The organism is Streptomyces sp. TRM70350 (assembly GCF_019219825.1).
Taxonomy (GTDB): Bacteria; Actinomycetota; Actinomycetes; order Streptomycetales; family Streptomycetaceae; genus Streptomyces.
Genome location: NZ_JAHUXH010000006.1, coordinates 244,526 through 260,027, shown reverse-complemented (window position 1 = coordinate 260,027; position 15,502 = coordinate 244,526). Strand labels below are relative to the sequence as shown.

The window sequence follows — 15,502 nt, the reverse complement described above, 5'->3', positions numbered from 1 at the left end:
GGAAAGGACCGACAAGAAACAAAAGCTGCGTGTCCGCGCAGGATCGCTGCGTAGTTTCCGGCTTCAGCGCACGTCTGGTGCGCGCTCCGGCGCGGGCTGGCTCGCACCCGCATCCGGACTCTCCGGGATCAGATGGGACAGCACCATCACACTGATCGTCTTCCGGATGAAGGGCTCGGTACGGATCCGCTCCAGCACCTCCTCGAAGTGCTCCACGTCCCGCGCCCGCACATGCAGCAGCGCGTCCGCGCCGCCCGTCACCGTCATCGCCGCCGCGATCTCGGGATACCCCCGCACCACCTCCGCCAGCCGCCGGGGCGGCGCTGCACCCTCGCAGTACACCTCGACATACGCCTCGGTGCGCCAGCCCAGCGCCGACGGCTCCACGGTCGCCGTGAACCCGGTGATCACGCCGGTCTCCCGCAGCCGGTCCACCCGGCGCTTCACCGCGGTCGACGACAGGCCGATCGCCGCGCCGATCTCGGCGAAGCTCGTCCGGGAGTTCGCCATCAGCGCGGTGATGATCTTCCGGTCCAGTTCGTCGAAGGGCACCGGCCTGCTGTTCATAACGGCACTGTATCCAGCGCGAACGTCTACGCCCCGGCCGTGGGCAGGCGGACGAATCGCACCTAGACTCCACATTCATGCTGCGCGCCCTGGCTGTCGACGACGAACGACCCTCCCTTGAGGAACTCGTGTACCTGCTGAACGCGGATCCGCGGATCGGCAGCGCCGAGGGTGCCGGCGACGCGACCGAGGCGCTGCGCCGGATCACCCGCGCCCTGGAGTCCGGACCGGACGGACCCGAGGCCATCGACGTCGTCTTCCTCGACATCAACATGCCCGGCCTCGACGGCCTCGACCTGGCCCGCCTGCTCACCGGGTTCGCCCAGCCGCCGCTGGTCGTCTTCGTCACCGCGCACGAGGACTTCGCCGTCCAGGCCTTCGACCTCAAGGCGGTCGACTACGTCCTGAAACCGGTCCGCAAGGAACGTCTCGCCGAGGCCGTACGCCGGGCCGCCGAGCAGCGCGGCACCGCGCCCCGCATCCCCGTCCACGAACCCGACCCGGACCACATCCCCGTCGAGCTGGGCGGCGTGACCCGTTTCGTCCCCGTCGACGACATCACCCATGTCGAGGCCCAGGGCGACTACGCCCGCCTGCACACCGGCAAGGGCAGCCACCTGGTCCGCATCCCGCTGTCCACCCTGGAGGAGCGCTGGCGCTCCCGCGGCTTCGTGCGCATCCACCGCCGCCACCTGGTCGCCCTGCGCCACATCGGCGAACTCCGTCTCGACGCGGGCACGGTCAGTGTCCTGGTGGGCACGGAGGAGCTCCAGGTCAGCCGCCGCCACGCCCGTGAGCTGCGGGACCTGCTCATGAGGAGGTCGTGACGATGCCCCCGGAACCCAGCGAACGCCGCGTGGTCGTCACCGGCCCGCCCCGCCGCACAAGCCGCGCCTCCGGCTACTACCGCCCGCGCACCGAGATCGACGAGCAGACCACCCTCGGCCACACCTACGTCCGCTCCCTGATGCGCACCCAGCTCCGCGCCGCCCTCACGGTGGTCGCGGTCCTGGTCCTGCTGTTCGGCCCCCTGCCCCTGCTGTTCGCGACCACTCCCCATGCCCGCCACCTGGAGTGGCTGGTCCTCGGCTTCTGCCTGTACGCGCCCCTGGTGCTGCTGGCCCGCTGGTACGTCGGTCGCGCCGAACGCAACGAACGGGACTTCGTCCGCCTGGTCGAGGACCGCTGAGGACGTGGTCCCGTGTACTCCGGATACGCCGTTCCCGCCGTCGCCCTCGTGGTCGTCGCGACCATCCTCGTCGGCGCCTTCGGCCTGCGCATCTCCCGGACCACCTCCGACTTCTACGTCGCCTCCCGCACCGTCGGCCCCCGCCTGAACGCGGCCGCGATCAGCGGCGAGTACCTGTCCGCCGCGTCCTTCCTCGGCATCGCGGGACTGGTCCTCGTCCAGGGCCCGGACATGCTCTGGTACCCGGTCGGCTACACCGCCGGATACCTGGTGCTGCTCGTCTTCGTCGCCGCCCCCCTCCGCCGCTCCGGCGCCTACACGCTGCCCGACTTCGCCGAGGCCCGCCTCGCCTCCCAGGCGGTACGGCGGCTCGCGGGCGCCTTCGTCGTCGGCGTCGGCTGGCTGTACCTGCTGCCACAGCTCCAGGGCGCCGGACTGACGCTGACCGTCCTGACGGACGCGCCCGACTGGCTCGGCGGGATCATCGTCGCCGTCGTCGTGACCGCGATCGTCGCGGCGGGCGGCATGCGCAGCATCACGTTCGTGCAGGCCTTCCAGTACTGGCTGAAGCTCACCGCCCTCCTGGTTCCCGCCCTCTTCCTCGTCCTCGCCTGGCAGAGCGACGGCGCCCCGCGCAACGCCTTCGACGAACCGGCCGCCTTCCGCGAACAGCGGGTCGTCCGCGTCGACGACACCCTCGACCTGAGGCTCGACAGGCCGCTGACGGTGACGGTCAGCGGCACGGTCGACGGGCGGTCGTACGAGGAGCAGCGGCTCGACCTGCCCGCAGGCACCCACCGCATCGAACAGAGCACCCGCCTCACCTTCGACAAGGGCACGCCCGTCCCCCCGGCCGACTCCGCGAGCGGCGGCGGGATGTCACCGTCACGGGCCGAGAACCGTGCCGAACGCCCGCTGTACGCCACGTACGGACTGATCCTCGCCACCTTCCTCGGCACCATGGGCCTGCCGCACGTCGTCGTCCGCTTCTACACCAGCCCGCACGGCGTCGCCGCCCGCCGGACGACGGTCGCCGTGCTCGCCCTGATCGGCGGCTTCTATCTGCTGCCGCCGGTGTACGGCGCCCTCGGCCGCATCTACGCCCCCGAACTCACCCTCACCGGCAACGCGGACGCGGCGGTGCTGCTGCTGCCGGAGCGCATGATCGGGGGCGTCGGCGGCGATCTGCTGGGCGCACTGGTGGCGGGCGGGGCCTTCGCGGCGTTCCTGTCCACGGCGTCGGGGCTGACCATGGCGGTGGCGGGCGTGCTCGCGCAGGACGTCCTGCCCGCGCGGGGCGTGCGGCACTTCCGGCGCGGCACGGTCCTCGCGATGGCCGCGCCACTCGCGGCGAGCGTGCTGGTCGGCGGGTTGCCGGTGGCGGACTCGGTGGGGCTGGCCTTCGCCGTGTCGGCGTCGTCGTTCTGCCCGCTGCTGGTGCTCGGCATCTGGTGGCGGCGGCTGACTCCGCCGGGCGCGGCGGCCGGGATGCTGGTGGGCGGCGGTTCGGCGTTCCTGGCGGTGGCCGCGACGATGGCGGGCTTCCCCGGCGCGGGTCCGCTGCACGCCCTGCTCGCCTGGCCCGCGCTGTGGTCGGTGCCGCTGGGCTTCCTCACGATGGTGCTGGTGTCACTGGCGACCCCGAGCCGGGTCCCGGCGGGGACGGCGGCGATCCTGGCGCGGTTCCATCTGCCGGAGGAAGTACGTGCGGAGGTGAAGGCATGACCGAGCCACGCCGGGCGCCGGGAGCCGTTGGTGGCGCCGGGGGTTCGGGTGGTGCTGTTGTGCTGCTGCGGGCGGGTGTGAGCGACCGCTCGGGAGGCCTGGGGGAGGTGACGGCATGAGCGAGTTCCGTCGGGGGTCGGGGGTCGCTGGTGCGTTGCTGCCGCCGGAAGTCACGGCGATGGGCGATGACCTGGTCGGCCCGGCGTATGCCGGGGTTCGGTGGCGGGGGCCGGGCGGTGGCGCCGAGGGTTCGTGTGGTGCCGTTGGGCTGCTGCGCAGGGACGTGGGTGACCGGTTGGAGGTGAGGGCATGAGCGGTTTCGTCGCCGGGCTCTGTGTCGCCGTACTTCCGCTGCTCGCCGCGGGCTTCTGGCTGGGCCGGCGCACGGCCCGCCCCGAGAGCCTCGGCGGCCTCGGCACCCCCGTCGAGCACGCCACCTTCCAGACCCTGCACACCGCGTCCCTCGCCGCGCCCCCGCTGCGGGCCGGTCTCACCGAGGAAACGGCCCGCAAGTCCGCCCGCAGGCTGCGCTCACTGCTCGGCACGGACGCCCTGTGCCTCACCGACGACACGCACGTCCTCGCCTGGGACGGCGTGGGCGCCCACCACCGCGCCGAGATCATGGAACGCCTCACCGGCCCCCTGGAGACCGGCCGCGGCGAGGCCTTCCGCCTGACCTGCGACGCCCCCGACTGCCCGCTGCACTGGGCCGTGGTCGCCCCGCTCACCGTCGACGACCGGGTGCACGGCGCCCTCGTCGCCTGCGCGCCCCGCGAGTCCGCCGTCCTCGTCCGCGCCGCCGGCGAGGTGGCCCGCTGGGTCTCCGTCCAACTCGAACTCGCCGACCTTGACCAGTCCCGCACCCGCCTCATCGAGGCCGAGATCAAGGCCCTGCGCGCCCAGATCTCCCCGCACTTCATCTTCAACTCGCTCGCGGTGATCGCCTCGTTCGTCCGCACCGACCCCGAGCGCGCCCGCGAACTGCTGCTGGAGTTCGCCGACTTCACCCGCTACTCGTTCCGCCGGCACGGCGACTTCACCACCCTCGCCGACGAACTCCACGCCATCGACCACTACCTGGCGCTCGTCCGGGCCCGCTTCGGCGACCGCCTCTCCGTCACGCTCCAGATCGCCCCCGAAGTCCTCCCGGTCGCGCTGCCCTTCCTCTGCCTCCAGCCGCTCGTCGAGAACGCCGTCAAGCACGGCCTCGAAGGCAAGGCCGACACGTGCCACATCAGCATCACCGCGCAGGACACCGGCGCCGAGGCCCTCGTGGTCATCGAGGACGACGGCGCCGGAATGGACCCCGGCCTGCTGCGCCGCATCCTCGCCGGGGAGGTCAGCCCGTCCGGCGGCATCGGGCTGTCCAACGTCGACGACCGGCTCCGGCAGGTCTACGGCGACGCCTACGGCCTCGTCATCGAGACCGCCGTCGGCGCGGGCATGAAGATCACCGCCCGGCTGCCCAAGTACCAGCCGGGGGTGCACTCGGCGGGGCGGCTCACCCGCGAGTGAACGTCCTCAGGTGCTGTGGGTGGCCACCATCCCGAGGGTGATCAGGCCCAGCACGACCCAGCCGAACCACAGCCAGCCGTTGCTGCCGAGCGCCACCGTGTAGGCGGTCACCGCCACGAGTCCGCCGACGGTGAGCACCCCCATCGCCTTCGTAGAACCGTCCGTGGAACCGGGCATCGCGACACCCTCCTCATGGTTCGTTCCCTCCCATGGTGCCCCCGTTCTGCTGTCGTACCGTGCACACGACGAAATGAGTGCCCCAATTCCAGGACCTCTCGCTCGTCCAGGACCCGGCCGCGTGGACGGAAGGGTGGAATCCGTACTACAGCGTGCAGCCCGGCGAGAACAGACCGGCGGCGGCCGAGGACGGCCAGGACACCCCGCTCGTGTCCGGCGGTCAGGGCGTCCAGTGCGGTCAGTCAGCCCGATGCAGGCGCACCCCGCCGGGGCGAGCGGCCGCGCCGGGCGACGAGGTCGCGCAGGTCGACGGCTCCGTTTACGTCGTGGCGCTTGGCGTCGGCTCGCTTGTGGGGGGTCCGGCTGGTCGGCGGCCAGCTGGTCGGCGGCGATGCCGACGTACCCGGACCCGGGGGAGTGGCCGGACCGTCCCCCCGTGCCCCCGGCCCCACTCAGCGGCCCGCCGTGCCGACCGGGCGGCTGATCCCGCGGCCCGGTCCCTCGATGTCGACGAGTGGCCCCCGGCGCGGTACAGCGGGGTGACACGCAGGTCAGCGGCCGTGTGCGTGCAGTGACGCCAAATAGGCGTTGTATGCCTCAAGTTCCTTGTCGCCGTCGCGGTCGGCGGCCCGGTCCTTGCGCCGCGCCTGCCGCTGTTCGGAGGCGTACCACTGGAACAGCAGCGCGATCAGCACCAGCACGGACGGGATTTCGCTGAACGCCCAGGCGATACCGCCGGCCGCGTTCTGGTCGGCGAGCGCGTCGATGCCGAGCGAGGCGGGCGGGTCGGCGTAGGTGCCGACCATCGGCGTCGAGGCCATCATCAGCGCGATGCCGAAGAACGCGTGGAACGGCATGCCCGCGAACAGCTCCAGCATCCGCATCAGATGGCCGGGCCGGTGCGGCCCCGGGTCCACGCCGATGATCGGCCAGAAGAACACCAGGCCGACGGCGAGGAAGTGCACCATCATCGCGATGTGCCCGGGTTTGGAGCCCATCAGGAAGTCGAAGATCGGGGTGAAGTACAGCGCGTAGAGGCTGGCGATGAACAGCGGGATCGTGAACGCCGGGTGCGTGATGATCCGCATGTACCGGCTGTGCAGCAGCGCCAGCAGCAGCTCACGCGGACCCTTGTGGCCCCGGGCGGCGGGCGGCAGCGCGCGTAGCGCGAGCGTGATCGGGCCGCCGAGCAGGATCAGGATCGGCGACAGCATGCTGATCACCATGTGCTGCACCATGTGCACGCTGAACATGACCATGCCGTAGTCGTTCAGCTTGGTGCACATCATCAGCCCGATGGTCAGCACCCCGGCGACGAAGGACACGGTCCGCCCGACCGGCCACGCGTCCCCACGCTGCCGCAGCCGGACGACGCCCCACCCGTACAGCGCGAGCCCCAGCAGGCAGGCCACGAGAAAGAACGGCTCCGCCGACCACTGCAGCCCCCGCCCCAGCGTGAACGGCGGCAAATCCGTGGTCATGCCGTGCCCGCTGTGATCCATCCGACGGCTCCTGTTTCGTGGGGGTTGTGCGTTTACGTCCGCCCCAAGACTAGAACCGCGTCCGGTGACACCTGCGACCGGGGGGAGTGCATGCCCTCAGGGGTGCGGGGCTGCGTCGATATGCGGCTCCGCCGCGTGGGCGCGAGCAACCCACCACGACCCGCACCCGCCGGACGGCTAAAGCACGCACTCCGCTTCCGCGTACCGATCCGACGGCACGGTCTTGAGAGTCTCCACCGCCTCAGCCAAAGGCACCATCACGATGTCGGTCCCCTTCAGCGCGGTCATCTTCCCGAACTCCCCCCGATGCACCGCCTCCACCGCATGCCACCCAAACCGAGTCGCGAGCACCCGGTCATAGGCCGTGGGCGTACCACCCCGCTGCACATGCCCGAGAATGACCGGCCGCGCCTCCTTCCCGAGCCGGTTCTCCAGCTCGACGGACAGCTGCCGGGCGACCCCCGCGAACCTCTCGTGCCCGTAGATGTCCTTGCCGCCCTCGTCGAACGCCATCGTGCCGGGCCGCGGCTTCGCCCCCTCCGCCACGACGACGATCGCGAACCGCTTGCCCGCCTCGAACCGCTCGCCGACCTTCGCGGTCAGCTCCTCGATGTCGAAGGGCCGCTCGGGTACGACGATGGCGTGGGCGCCCGCCGCCATGCCCGAGTGCAGGGCGATCCACCCGGTGTGCCGCCCCATGACCTCGACGATCAGCACCCGCTGATGCGACTCGGCGGTGGTCTTCAGCCGGTCCAGCGCCTCGGTCGCGACGGTCACGGCGGTGTCGAAGCCGAAGGTCACGTCGGTCACGGCGATGTCGTTGTCAATGGTCTTCGGCACGCCCACGATGGGCAGCCCGCTGTCCGACAGCAGCCGGGCCGCCTTGAGCGTGCCCTCACCGCCGATCGGGATGATCGCGTCCAGGCCGAGATCCTGGACATGCCCCCTGGCCCGCTCCACGCCGTCCCGCAGATGCTCGGGACGGACCCGGGAGGAGCCGAGGATGGTGCCGCCGCGGGCGAGGATGCCGCCCACCGCGTCGAGGTCGAGCTTGAGGTAGTCGCACTCCAGGAGGCCTTTCCAGCCGTCGCGGAACCCGATGACCTCGTCGCCGTGGTCGGCGACGGCACGGTGCACGACGGACCGGATGACGGCGTTCAGGCCGGGGCAGTCGCCGCCGGACGTGAGGACACCAATGCGCATAGCCCGAAATACCTTCTCGACGTGGGCCGGATCCGGACCACGCTGTCCGGCTCGATCCCCGCCACCCTAGCGGCACCGGGGGGCGGGACCGAACCGTACGTCCGCCTGCTGGACGCCCCCGCTCACCTGTGCGGACGGTCCGTCAGACGGGCTCCTGAAGCGGTGCTGGACCGCCGGTGAACGGGCCTCAGGCGGGCTGCTGCTGCGCCGCCGCGATGCGCTCGCTCCGCAGCGCCTCGTACCAGCGGTCGTCGGTCGGCGGCAGCGCGTTGACGTCCAGTGCCAGCTTCAGCAGCAGATCGGCGATCTGCGGGTTGCGGGCCAGCACCGGGCCGTGCATGTACGTACCGAAGACCGTGTCGTTGTACGCGCCCTCCGTGCCGTCGCCCGTGCCGTTGCCGTTGCCGAACCGCACCTGCGCGAGCGGGCGGGCGGTGGGGCCGAGGTGGGTGACGCCCTGGTGGTTCTCGAAGCCGGTCAGCGGGGGCAGGCCCAGGCGCGGGTCGATGTCGGCCAGCACGTCACCGACGCACCGCGCGCCCTCGCCGCGCACGGACACCACGTCCAGCAGCCCGAGGCCGGGCTCGCGCTGGCCGAGGTCGTTGATGAACTCGTGGCCGAGGATCTGGTAGCCGGCGCACACGGAGAACACGATCGCGCCGTTCCCCACGGCCCGGTGCAGACCGCCGTCCCGGCGCAGCCGCTCGGCCGCGAGCCGCTGCGGGCGGTCCTCGCCGCCGCCGATCAGGTAGATGTCGCCGGACGTCGGGATCGGCTGGTCGCTGCGCACGTCGAGCCGGGCCACGTCCAGGCCGCGCTGCCGGGCCCGGCGTTCCACGACGAGGACGTTGCCCTGGTCGCCGTACGTGCTGAGCAGGTCCGGGTAGATCCAGACGACCCGCAGTTGGTTGTCGCTCACGAAAGTCCCCTGAGTGCTTGTCAGTTGCCGACGCGGCGGCGCAGGTCCTGGAACGCGGTGTAGTTGGCGATGACCTCGATCCGGCCGGGCGGGGCCGTCTGCACCGCCTGGTCGAGGTTGTCGCACACCTGGAAGTGCTGGTTCGCCACCTCCAGCCGCACCGCGAGGTCGAGCTTCCGGTCGCCGATGACGAAGATCGGGTGGCCGGTCAGCCGCGTGTAGTCGACGTCCCACAGCCAGGAGGTGTCCGTACCGTCGGCGGAGCGCGCGTTCACGGACAGGATCACCGGCGTCGGCGGCGGGTCGATGAGGGAGAACGTCTCCAGCCATCCGGCCGGGTTCTTGGCGAGCAGCAGCCGCAGATCGCGCTGCATGAACTGCACCACGTCGTACCGCCCGGCCACGGCCTGCACCTGGTACATCCGCTCCAGGGCGACCTGCGGCGGCACACCGAACACGGCGGCGACGGCGGCCGAGGAGGTGGCGTTGGCCTTGTTGGCGCGGCCCGGCAGCTGGAGGTGGATCGGCCAGGCGGAGCCGTGCGGGTCGAGGACGTGGTCGCCGGACAGCGCCCAGCTCGGCGTGGGCCGGCGGAAGCCGCACTCGCCGCAGAACCAGTCGTCGCCGGGGCGCTGCATCACACCGCCGCAGGACGGGCAGGACCAGGCGTCGTCCTTCCACATCTGCCCGGCGGCGACCCAGATCACGTTGGGGGAGGAGGACGCCGCCCACACCACCAGCGGGTCGTCCGCGTTGGCGACCACCACGGCCTTCGACCCGGCGAGCCCCTCACGCCAGTTCTCGGCGAGCATCCGGGTCTCGGCGGCACGGTCGAGCTGGTCGCGGGAGAGGTTCAGCAGCGCGATGCACTTCGGGTCGGTGTCCCGGGCCACCCCGGCGAGGTACTTCTCGTCCACCTCGATGACACCGAACTTGGCGTCCGAGTTCCCCGCCAGCGCCGAGGTGATACCGGCGGGCATGTTCGCGCCGAGTGCGTTGGACACCACGGGCCCCGCGGCGCGCAGCGCCTCGGCGATGAGCCGCGTGGTCGTGGTCTTGCCGTTGGTCGCCGACACCAGGACCACGTCCAGGTTCTGGGCGAGCCGGGCGAGGAGGTCGGGGTCGAGTTTGAGGGCCACCCGGCCCCCGATCACCGAACCGCTGCCGCGCCCGGCGGCGCGCGATGCCGCAGCGACCGCCTTGCCCGCGGTCACGGCCAGCTTGGCCCGCGGCGTGAGCGGGTCCGAGTTGCCTGCCATCAGTTCTCGATCCTCCTTGCGTACGCGCCGCGCCGTAGCATCCGGCAACGTGGTGAGGACTCAGCCTATCGAGATCCACTCACCTGCCCGAATCGCGGCACCGTCACGATCCCCGCGCGCGGGGAGCGCGCCAGCGAGGACCGTACCCTTGCCGGCATGCGACAAGGCCCCATCCCGGGCGCTCACGGGCGTGTCCGGCCCCTCACCCTGCTCGGCGACCCGCACCTTCACACACCCTGCACGGAAGTCACCGACTTCGGCCCCGAACTCTCCCCCTTGGTGGAGGACTTGTTCACGACGATGTACGCCGCCCAGGGCGTGGGCCTGGCCGCGAACCAGGTCGGCGTCCCGTTCCGGGTCTTCGTCTTCGACTGCCCCGACGACGATGACGTACGACACCTCGGCCACGTGGTCAACCCACGCCTGGTGGAAACGGACGGCGTGGTGATCCGCGGCCCCGAGGGCTGCCTGTCCCTGCCGGGCCTGGAGGCGGGAACGGAGCGCTACGACCACGCGGTGGTGGAAGGCGTCACGACGACCGGGGACCCGATCACGATCCACGGCACCGGTTTCTTCGCACGGTGCCTGCAGCACGAGTGCGACCACGTGGAGGGGACGGTCTACGCGGACCGTGTGAAGGGCTGGCGTCACAGACGCCTGATGCGACAGGCGGCCCGAGCCTCTTGGCGCAGGTGAGGATGCCCACCCCAGGGGTGCGGGGAACTGCGCGACCAACCCCCCACGACCCGCAGACGACACCCAGCCGTCAGAACCCCGGGCTCCCCATCCGATCCCCCGCAGCCGCGAGACGCCCCCACAACAGATCGGCCAGACTCCGCACCAACTCAGCCCGAGAACAAGGCCGTTCCCCCAACCACCAGTCCCCCGCGGCATGCATCATCCCGACGATCCCATGCCCCCACACCCGAGCCAGCTGCTGACTCCCCGGCCCGAGATCCAGCCGCTCCTCGATCACCTGGGCCAGTTCCTCACCCATCCGCCGCAACAACGGCGCCGAGTGCTTGCCCACATCGAATCCCTGGTCCCCCGACGACCCCTCCGCCGGATGCATCAGGAACCGATACACCTGAGGCCGCGCCTCGATCGCCGCGAGGTAGGTGTCCAGCGTGGCCTCCACCCGTTCACGCCGCTCCGCCGGAGCGTCCAGCGCGGCCCGCAGTGAGTCCAGCAGCGCGTCCGTGTGCCGCTTGGCCAGCGCCGCGTACAACCCGCCCTTGTCGCCGAAGTGGCGATACAGGATCGGCTTCGTGATGCCCGCCTCCGCGGCGATGGCGTTCATCGACGCCTGCGGACCGTCCCGCAGCACCACTCGGTCGGCGGCCTCCAAGAGCTCGCGCCGTCGGCGGTCGGCGGACCGCTGCTGCTCGGTCCGCTGCGTGGTGTCCATGAGCTCTCCCCACCCGTGCTGAATCGGTGACGCCAGCGCAAACTAACACTCAACGCGCCCAGTACCTCGAACGGGCTGCCGAGGAGTCGTCGTCAGTTGACTTTTCCTACCCATGGGTAACAGACTGCCGTTACCGCAAGTAACATGCTTTGTGCGCCACTGGAGGGGACATGGCCGAGTTCACCATGGAGCTCAACGACGAACAGAAGGAGGTCCGGGACTGGCTCCATGGCTTCGCCGCCGACGTGATCCGCCCCGCGGCCGCCGAATGGGACGAGCGTGAGGAGACTCCCTGGCCGGTCATCCAGGAGGCCGCGAAGGTCGGCATCTACTCCCTCGACTTCTACGCGCAGCAGTACTTCGACCCCACCGGCCTCGGCATCCCGATGGCCATGGAGGAGCTGTTCTGGGGCGACGCCGGTATCGCCCTGTCGATCGTCGGCACCGGCCTCGCGGCAGTGGGCGTGCTCGCCAACGGCACCGAGGAGCAGATCGGCACCTGGATCCCTCAGATGTACGGCGACGCGAGCGATGTCAAGGTCGCCGCGTTCTGCTCCTCCGAGCCCGACGCGGGCTCCGACGTGGCGTCCATGCGCACGCGTGCGGTGTACGACGAGGCCAAGGACGAGTGGGTCATCAACGGCACCAAGACCTGGGCGACCAACGGCGGCATCGCGGGCGTCCATGTGGTCGTCGCGGTCGTCGACCCCGAGCTGGGCTCCAAGGGCCACGCCTCCTTCATCATCCCGCCGAACACGCCGGGGCTGTCCCAGGGCCAGAAGTTCAAGAAGCACGGCATCCGCGCCTCGCACACCGCCGAGGTCGTCCTCGACAACGTCCGCGTCCCCGGCTCCTGCCTGCTCGGCGGCAAGGAGAAGCTGGACGAGCGGCTCGCCCGCGCCCGGGAGAAGGCGAAGGCCTCCGGCGGGGAGCGGGTGAAGAACGCGGCGATGGCGACGTTCGAGGCGAGCCGTCCCGCCGTCGGCGCGATGGCGGTGGGCACGGCCCGGGCGGCGTACGAGGTGGCCCTGGACTACGCGATGACGCGTGAGCAGTTCGGTCGGCCGATCATCGACAACCAGGGCGTGGCGTTCCAGCTCGCCGACATGCGTACGTCCATCGATGCGGCGCGGCTGCTGGTGTGGCGGGCGTCCTGGATGGCGGTCAACGGCAAGCCGTTCACGGCCGCCGAGGGCTCCATGTCCAAGCTGTTCGCCAGTGAGACGGCCAAGAAGGTCACTGCCCAGGCCGTGCAGATCCTGGGTGGCAACGGCTACACGCGTGAGTACCCCGTGGAGCGGATGCACCGGGATGCCGCGATTTACACGATCTTCGAGGGGACCAGTGAGATTCAGCGGCTGGTGATTGCTCGGACGGTCTCGGGGATGTCCATTCGGTAGTACGCGCGCTGCGGGGTGTGGGGGGCTGGGCGCGCAGTTCCCCTCGCCCCTGAGTCAGTCACCTGTGCCGCAGTGGAGTCAGTTGCTGGATGTCGTACCTGGCGCGCAATGCCTCGATCGCCTCGTGATCCGGCGGGCCCCCGTCCCTCAGGATCTCCAGCAGCTCCTCGAAGTACCGCTCGTGATCCGGGGGCGGGGACGCCTGGAAGAACATCTTCGCCGGGGTCTCCGTCGGATTCGCGAACGCGTGCGGGCAGCCGGGCGGTACGACGATGAGCGTGCCCGGTGTCGCCCGGACCACCCGTCTGCCCGAACTCGACTCCCACTTCTGCCAGTTGTCGGGCGTCCGGACGCGGGGCTCGAAGGCCAGCACGTCCAGCTCGCCTTCGAGGACGTAGAACAACTCCTCGCTGCGGGTGTGCACATGGGCGCCGACGTCGAAGCCCGGGGGGACGAGCACCTCGAAGGTGGAGGCCGTCCGGGAGTGCGAGCCGGTGACCTTGAACGTCACGTGCTGGGCGGGTGTCTGGACCACCCGGCCATGGCCGGGTGGCACCAGGAGCCCCTCGGTGGCGGTCATCGTGGGCTCACCAGGTCACGGGCAGGGTCTCGGGCCCGCGGACCAACGGGCCCTTCTTGAAGGGCAGGGCGTCCACCAGCAGTTCGGACTCCAGCTTCGCCGGCATCCCGCCCACGCAGCAGTGGGGTCCGACCCCCAACGCCACATGCGGGTGGGGGTTGCGGGAGAAGTCGATCGTCTCGGGGCCGGGGAAGACGTCCGAGTCCCGGTTGGCCGCGAGATACGGCCGGTCGGCGGCTGGGACGCCCATCGGCTCACAGATCACCGCGATCGGGAACGGGGTCGGCACGGCCGCCGTGAGATCGGCGGGCGGGCCGTCCTGGAGCAGTTCGTCCGCCAGCTCGTCGAGCATCCGCCGGGACGTCTCCCGCACTCGCTCCACGCCCCGCGCCGGGAACGCGGAGGCCGCCGAGCGGCGCGGCCGGGTGTGGTCCGGCGGGTCCAGGAAGCCGACCGCGCCACGGTCCGGGACGAAGTGCGGGGCAAGCCGGGTGACCGGCCAGGCCCAGCCCTCGCCCCACTGCCGGACGGGGGCCACGGTCTCGGTGGTCGTTGCTGCGCTCATCTCACGCCATCTCGTCGATCTGCCAGCGGCCCACGGACATCTCCGCGGTGATGCCGGGTCCGAACCCGGCGAGCAGTCCGCGCGCCCGGTGCTCGGCGCCGCCCTCCTCGAACAGCCTGCGCAGGGCGTCCAGGACGACGGCGCTGGCGATGTTGCCGTACTCGGTGAGGGTGGCCCGGCTGAACCGGAAGGCGTGCGGATCGACCTGCAGGAACTTGCTCAGGTCGTCGAGGATGCGGGGCCCTCCGGCGTGGATGATGTAGAAGTCCAGGTCGGAGGCGTCCCAGCCGTGGGCGCCCGCCAGCTCGTGCAGCGCCGGGGCGAGCGGCTCCATGGTGCCGGGCACCCGCTTGTCCAGCAGGAAGTGGAATCCGGTGGCCCGGACGTCGTACGAGATCCAGTCCTCGGTCTTGGGGATCAGGTACGAGCCGTTGCGCTCCAGCTTCACGCCGGTGCCGCCGCGGCCGCGGACCACGGCGGCGGCGATGCCGTCGCCGAACAGGCCGTTGGACAGCAGCGATCCGACGCCGATGTCGGTGGGCTGGTAGCACAGCGAGCAGAACTCGCAGGCCACGATCAGCACATTGCCGTTTGGGTAGGCCATGCAGAAGTCGTGGGCCCGGTTGATCGCCGCGCCGCCGGCCGCACAGCCCAGCTGCGCTATGGGGATCTGACGGGTGTTGCTCGGGAAGCCCATCTCGTTGATCAGCCAGGCCGTGAGCGAGGGCATCATGAAGCCCGTACACGACACATAGATGATCACGTCGATGTCGCCGGTGAGCAGTTCCGCGTCGTCGAGCGCCCGTTGCACGACCGCCGGGACGCGCGCCTTGGCCTCGGTCTCGTAGATCTTGTTGCGTGTCTCGAATCCGGGGTGCTTGAGGGTCTCCTCGATGGGCTGCACGATGTGCCGCGTGCGCACGCCGGTGTTCTCGATCAGCCGGAGGGCCAGCGGAAGTTGGGGATGGTCCGCGTGGCGGGAGCGCGCCAGCTCCAGCGTCTCTTCCATCGTGATCACATGTTCTGGAACGGACACCGAGGGTCTGCACAAAGTCGCCATGAACCGTGCCTGCTTTCGCCGTCCGGAAGGCTCTTGGCCCCGGTCAGAAGGTGGTTCACCTCCAAGGAGGTGTAAACCCACGATCACCCGGGAGGCCCGCGATCTCTCGCCAACTACTCCGTACAGGCGACAGCGACCTTGGGCTGCCGGACCACCGCACGCCGGTGACCTCTACGAACCGGCCCCACTGCTGTGCGCGATGCACGCCACGTCGATCCGGTCGGCCAGCTTGGCCAGCTCAATGGTCAGCGCGGCCACCGTGTCCTCGTCGAGCCCCTCCTGCCCGGCCTCGACGAGACGCAGCCACCTCCCGCCCACCGTGCGGAGCAGCTTGCTCACATCGGCCGCGGCCACCTGCAAGGTACCGCGGTCGTCGACGATCAGTGGCAGGGTCACTTCGCGGTTCACAAAGGGGATCGTAGCCCCGGAACCC

The 15,502-nt window shown here is 70.8% G+C and carries 17 protein-coding genes; 6 read left to right on the top strand and 11 right to left on the bottom strand.

The features are described from left to right. Window positions 1-63 precede the first annotated feature (63 nt). The gene (locus KWI83_RS12650; protein WP_218514419.1) at window positions 64-567 is read right to left on the bottom strand and encodes an Lrp/AsnC family transcriptional regulator; all 504 of its coding nucleotides are present in this window, start codon (window positions 565-567) and stop codon (window positions 64-66) included. 77 nt (window positions 568-644) lie between these two features. On the opposite strand from KWI83_RS12650, the gene KWI83_RS12645 reads away from it, so the two are divergent. From KWI83_RS12645 to KWI83_RS12630, 4 genes are all read left to right on the top strand, one after another. Continuing rightward, the gene (locus tag KWI83_RS12645) at window positions 645-1,394 is read left to right on the top strand and encodes a LytTR family DNA-binding domain-containing protein (protein ID WP_218514418.1); all 750 of its coding nucleotides are present in this window, start codon (window positions 645-647) and stop codon (window positions 1,392-1,394) included. A 2-nt stretch (window positions 1,395-1,396) separates the two neighbouring features. Continuing rightward, the gene (locus tag KWI83_RS12640; protein ID WP_218514417.1) at window positions 1,397-1,756 is read left to right on the top strand and encodes a hypothetical protein; all 360 of its coding nucleotides are present in this window, start codon (window positions 1,397-1,399) and stop codon (window positions 1,754-1,756) included. A 12-nt stretch (window positions 1,757-1,768) separates the two neighbouring features. After that, a complete protein-coding gene (locus KWI83_RS12635) occupies window positions 1,769-3,481 on the top strand; it encodes a cation acetate symporter (RefSeq protein ID WP_218514416.1) in 1,713 nt (570 codons plus the stop codon). A 309-nt stretch (window positions 3,482-3,790) separates the two neighbouring features. Continuing rightward, window positions 3,791-4,996, top strand: coding sequence for a sensor histidine kinase (locus KWI83_RS12630; protein WP_218514415.1), 1,206 nt, complete (start codon window positions 3,791-3,793; stop codon window positions 4,994-4,996). 6 nt (window positions 4,997-5,002) lie between these two features. Here KWI83_RS12630 and KWI83_RS12625 read toward each other — a convergent pair whose 3' ends face one another. From KWI83_RS12625 to KWI83_RS12605, 5 genes are all read right to left on the bottom strand, one after another. Beyond that, window positions 5,003-5,173 (bottom strand): hypothetical protein, encoded by a 171-nt coding sequence (locus KWI83_RS12625; protein WP_218514414.1) that lies wholly within the window; start codon window positions 5,171-5,173, stop codon window positions 5,003-5,005. Between the two features lie 551 nt (window positions 5,174-5,724). Beyond that, window positions 5,725-6,675 (bottom strand): cytochrome c oxidase assembly protein, encoded by a 951-nt coding sequence (locus KWI83_RS12620; protein WP_218514413.1) that lies wholly within the window; start codon window positions 6,673-6,675, stop codon window positions 5,725-5,727. A gap of 177 nt (window positions 6,676-6,852) precedes the next feature. Beyond that, window positions 6,853-7,878, bottom strand: coding sequence for a 6-phosphofructokinase (locus tag KWI83_RS12615; RefSeq protein ID WP_218514412.1), 1,026 nt, complete (start codon window positions 7,876-7,878; stop codon window positions 6,853-6,855). Between the two features lie 187 nt (window positions 7,879-8,065). Further along, complete coding sequence (locus tag KWI83_RS12610) at window positions 8,066-8,797, bottom strand: type 1 glutamine amidotransferase (protein WP_218514411.1); 732 nt, start codon at window positions 8,795-8,797, stop codon at window positions 8,066-8,068. A gap of 20 nt (window positions 8,798-8,817) precedes the next feature. After that, on the bottom strand, window positions 8,818-10,056 hold the full coding sequence (locus tag KWI83_RS12605; protein WP_218514410.1) for a MurT ligase domain-containing protein: 1,239 nt from the start codon (window positions 10,054-10,056) through the stop codon (window positions 8,818-8,820). A 156-nt stretch (window positions 10,057-10,212) separates the two neighbouring features. Here KWI83_RS12605 and def point away from each other — a divergent pair, with 156 nt between their 5' ends. Continuing rightward, complete coding sequence (gene def / locus KWI83_RS12600; protein WP_218514409.1) at window positions 10,213-10,752, top strand: peptide deformylase; 540 nt, start codon at window positions 10,213-10,215, stop codon at window positions 10,750-10,752. 70 nt (window positions 10,753-10,822) lie between these two features. Here the strand turns inward: def and KWI83_RS12595 are convergent, their stop codons facing one another. After that, window positions 10,823-11,464: a TetR family transcriptional regulator gene (locus KWI83_RS12595; RefSeq protein WP_218514408.1), complete on the bottom strand. Its 642-nt coding sequence runs from the start codon at window positions 11,462-11,464 to the stop codon at window positions 10,823-10,825. Between the two features lie 170 nt (window positions 11,465-11,634). Between KWI83_RS12595 and KWI83_RS12590 the strand changes: the two genes are divergently transcribed. Further along, window positions 11,635-12,864 (top strand): acyl-CoA dehydrogenase family protein, encoded by a 1,230-nt coding sequence (locus tag KWI83_RS12590; RefSeq protein WP_218514407.1) that lies wholly within the window; start codon window positions 11,635-11,637, stop codon window positions 12,862-12,864. A 58-nt stretch (window positions 12,865-12,922) separates the two neighbouring features. On the opposite strand, the gene KWI83_RS12585 is transcribed toward KWI83_RS12590, so the two are convergent. The 4 genes from KWI83_RS12585 to KWI83_RS12570 form a co-directional block, all read right to left on the bottom strand. Beyond that, on the bottom strand, window positions 12,923-13,444 hold the full coding sequence (locus tag KWI83_RS12585; RefSeq protein ID WP_218514406.1) for a cupin domain-containing protein: 522 nt from the start codon (window positions 13,442-13,444) through the stop codon (window positions 12,923-12,925). A gap of 7 nt (window positions 13,445-13,451) precedes the next feature. Next, a complete protein-coding gene (locus tag KWI83_RS12580; RefSeq protein ID WP_218514405.1) occupies window positions 13,452-14,009 on the bottom strand; it encodes a hypothetical protein in 558 nt (185 codons plus the stop codon). A 1-nt stretch (window position 14,010) separates the two neighbouring features. Next, window positions 14,011-15,150, bottom strand: a complete 1,140-nt coding sequence (locus tag KWI83_RS12575; RefSeq protein ID WP_308122038.1) for a type III polyketide synthase — start codon at window positions 15,148-15,150, stop codon at window positions 14,011-14,013. 90 nt (window positions 15,151-15,240) lie between these two features. Beyond that, on the bottom strand, window positions 15,241-15,477 hold the full coding sequence (locus KWI83_RS12570) for a DUF6213 family protein (RefSeq protein WP_141310221.1): 237 nt from the start codon (window positions 15,475-15,477) through the stop codon (window positions 15,241-15,243). Window positions 15,478-15,502: the final 25 nt, after the last annotated feature.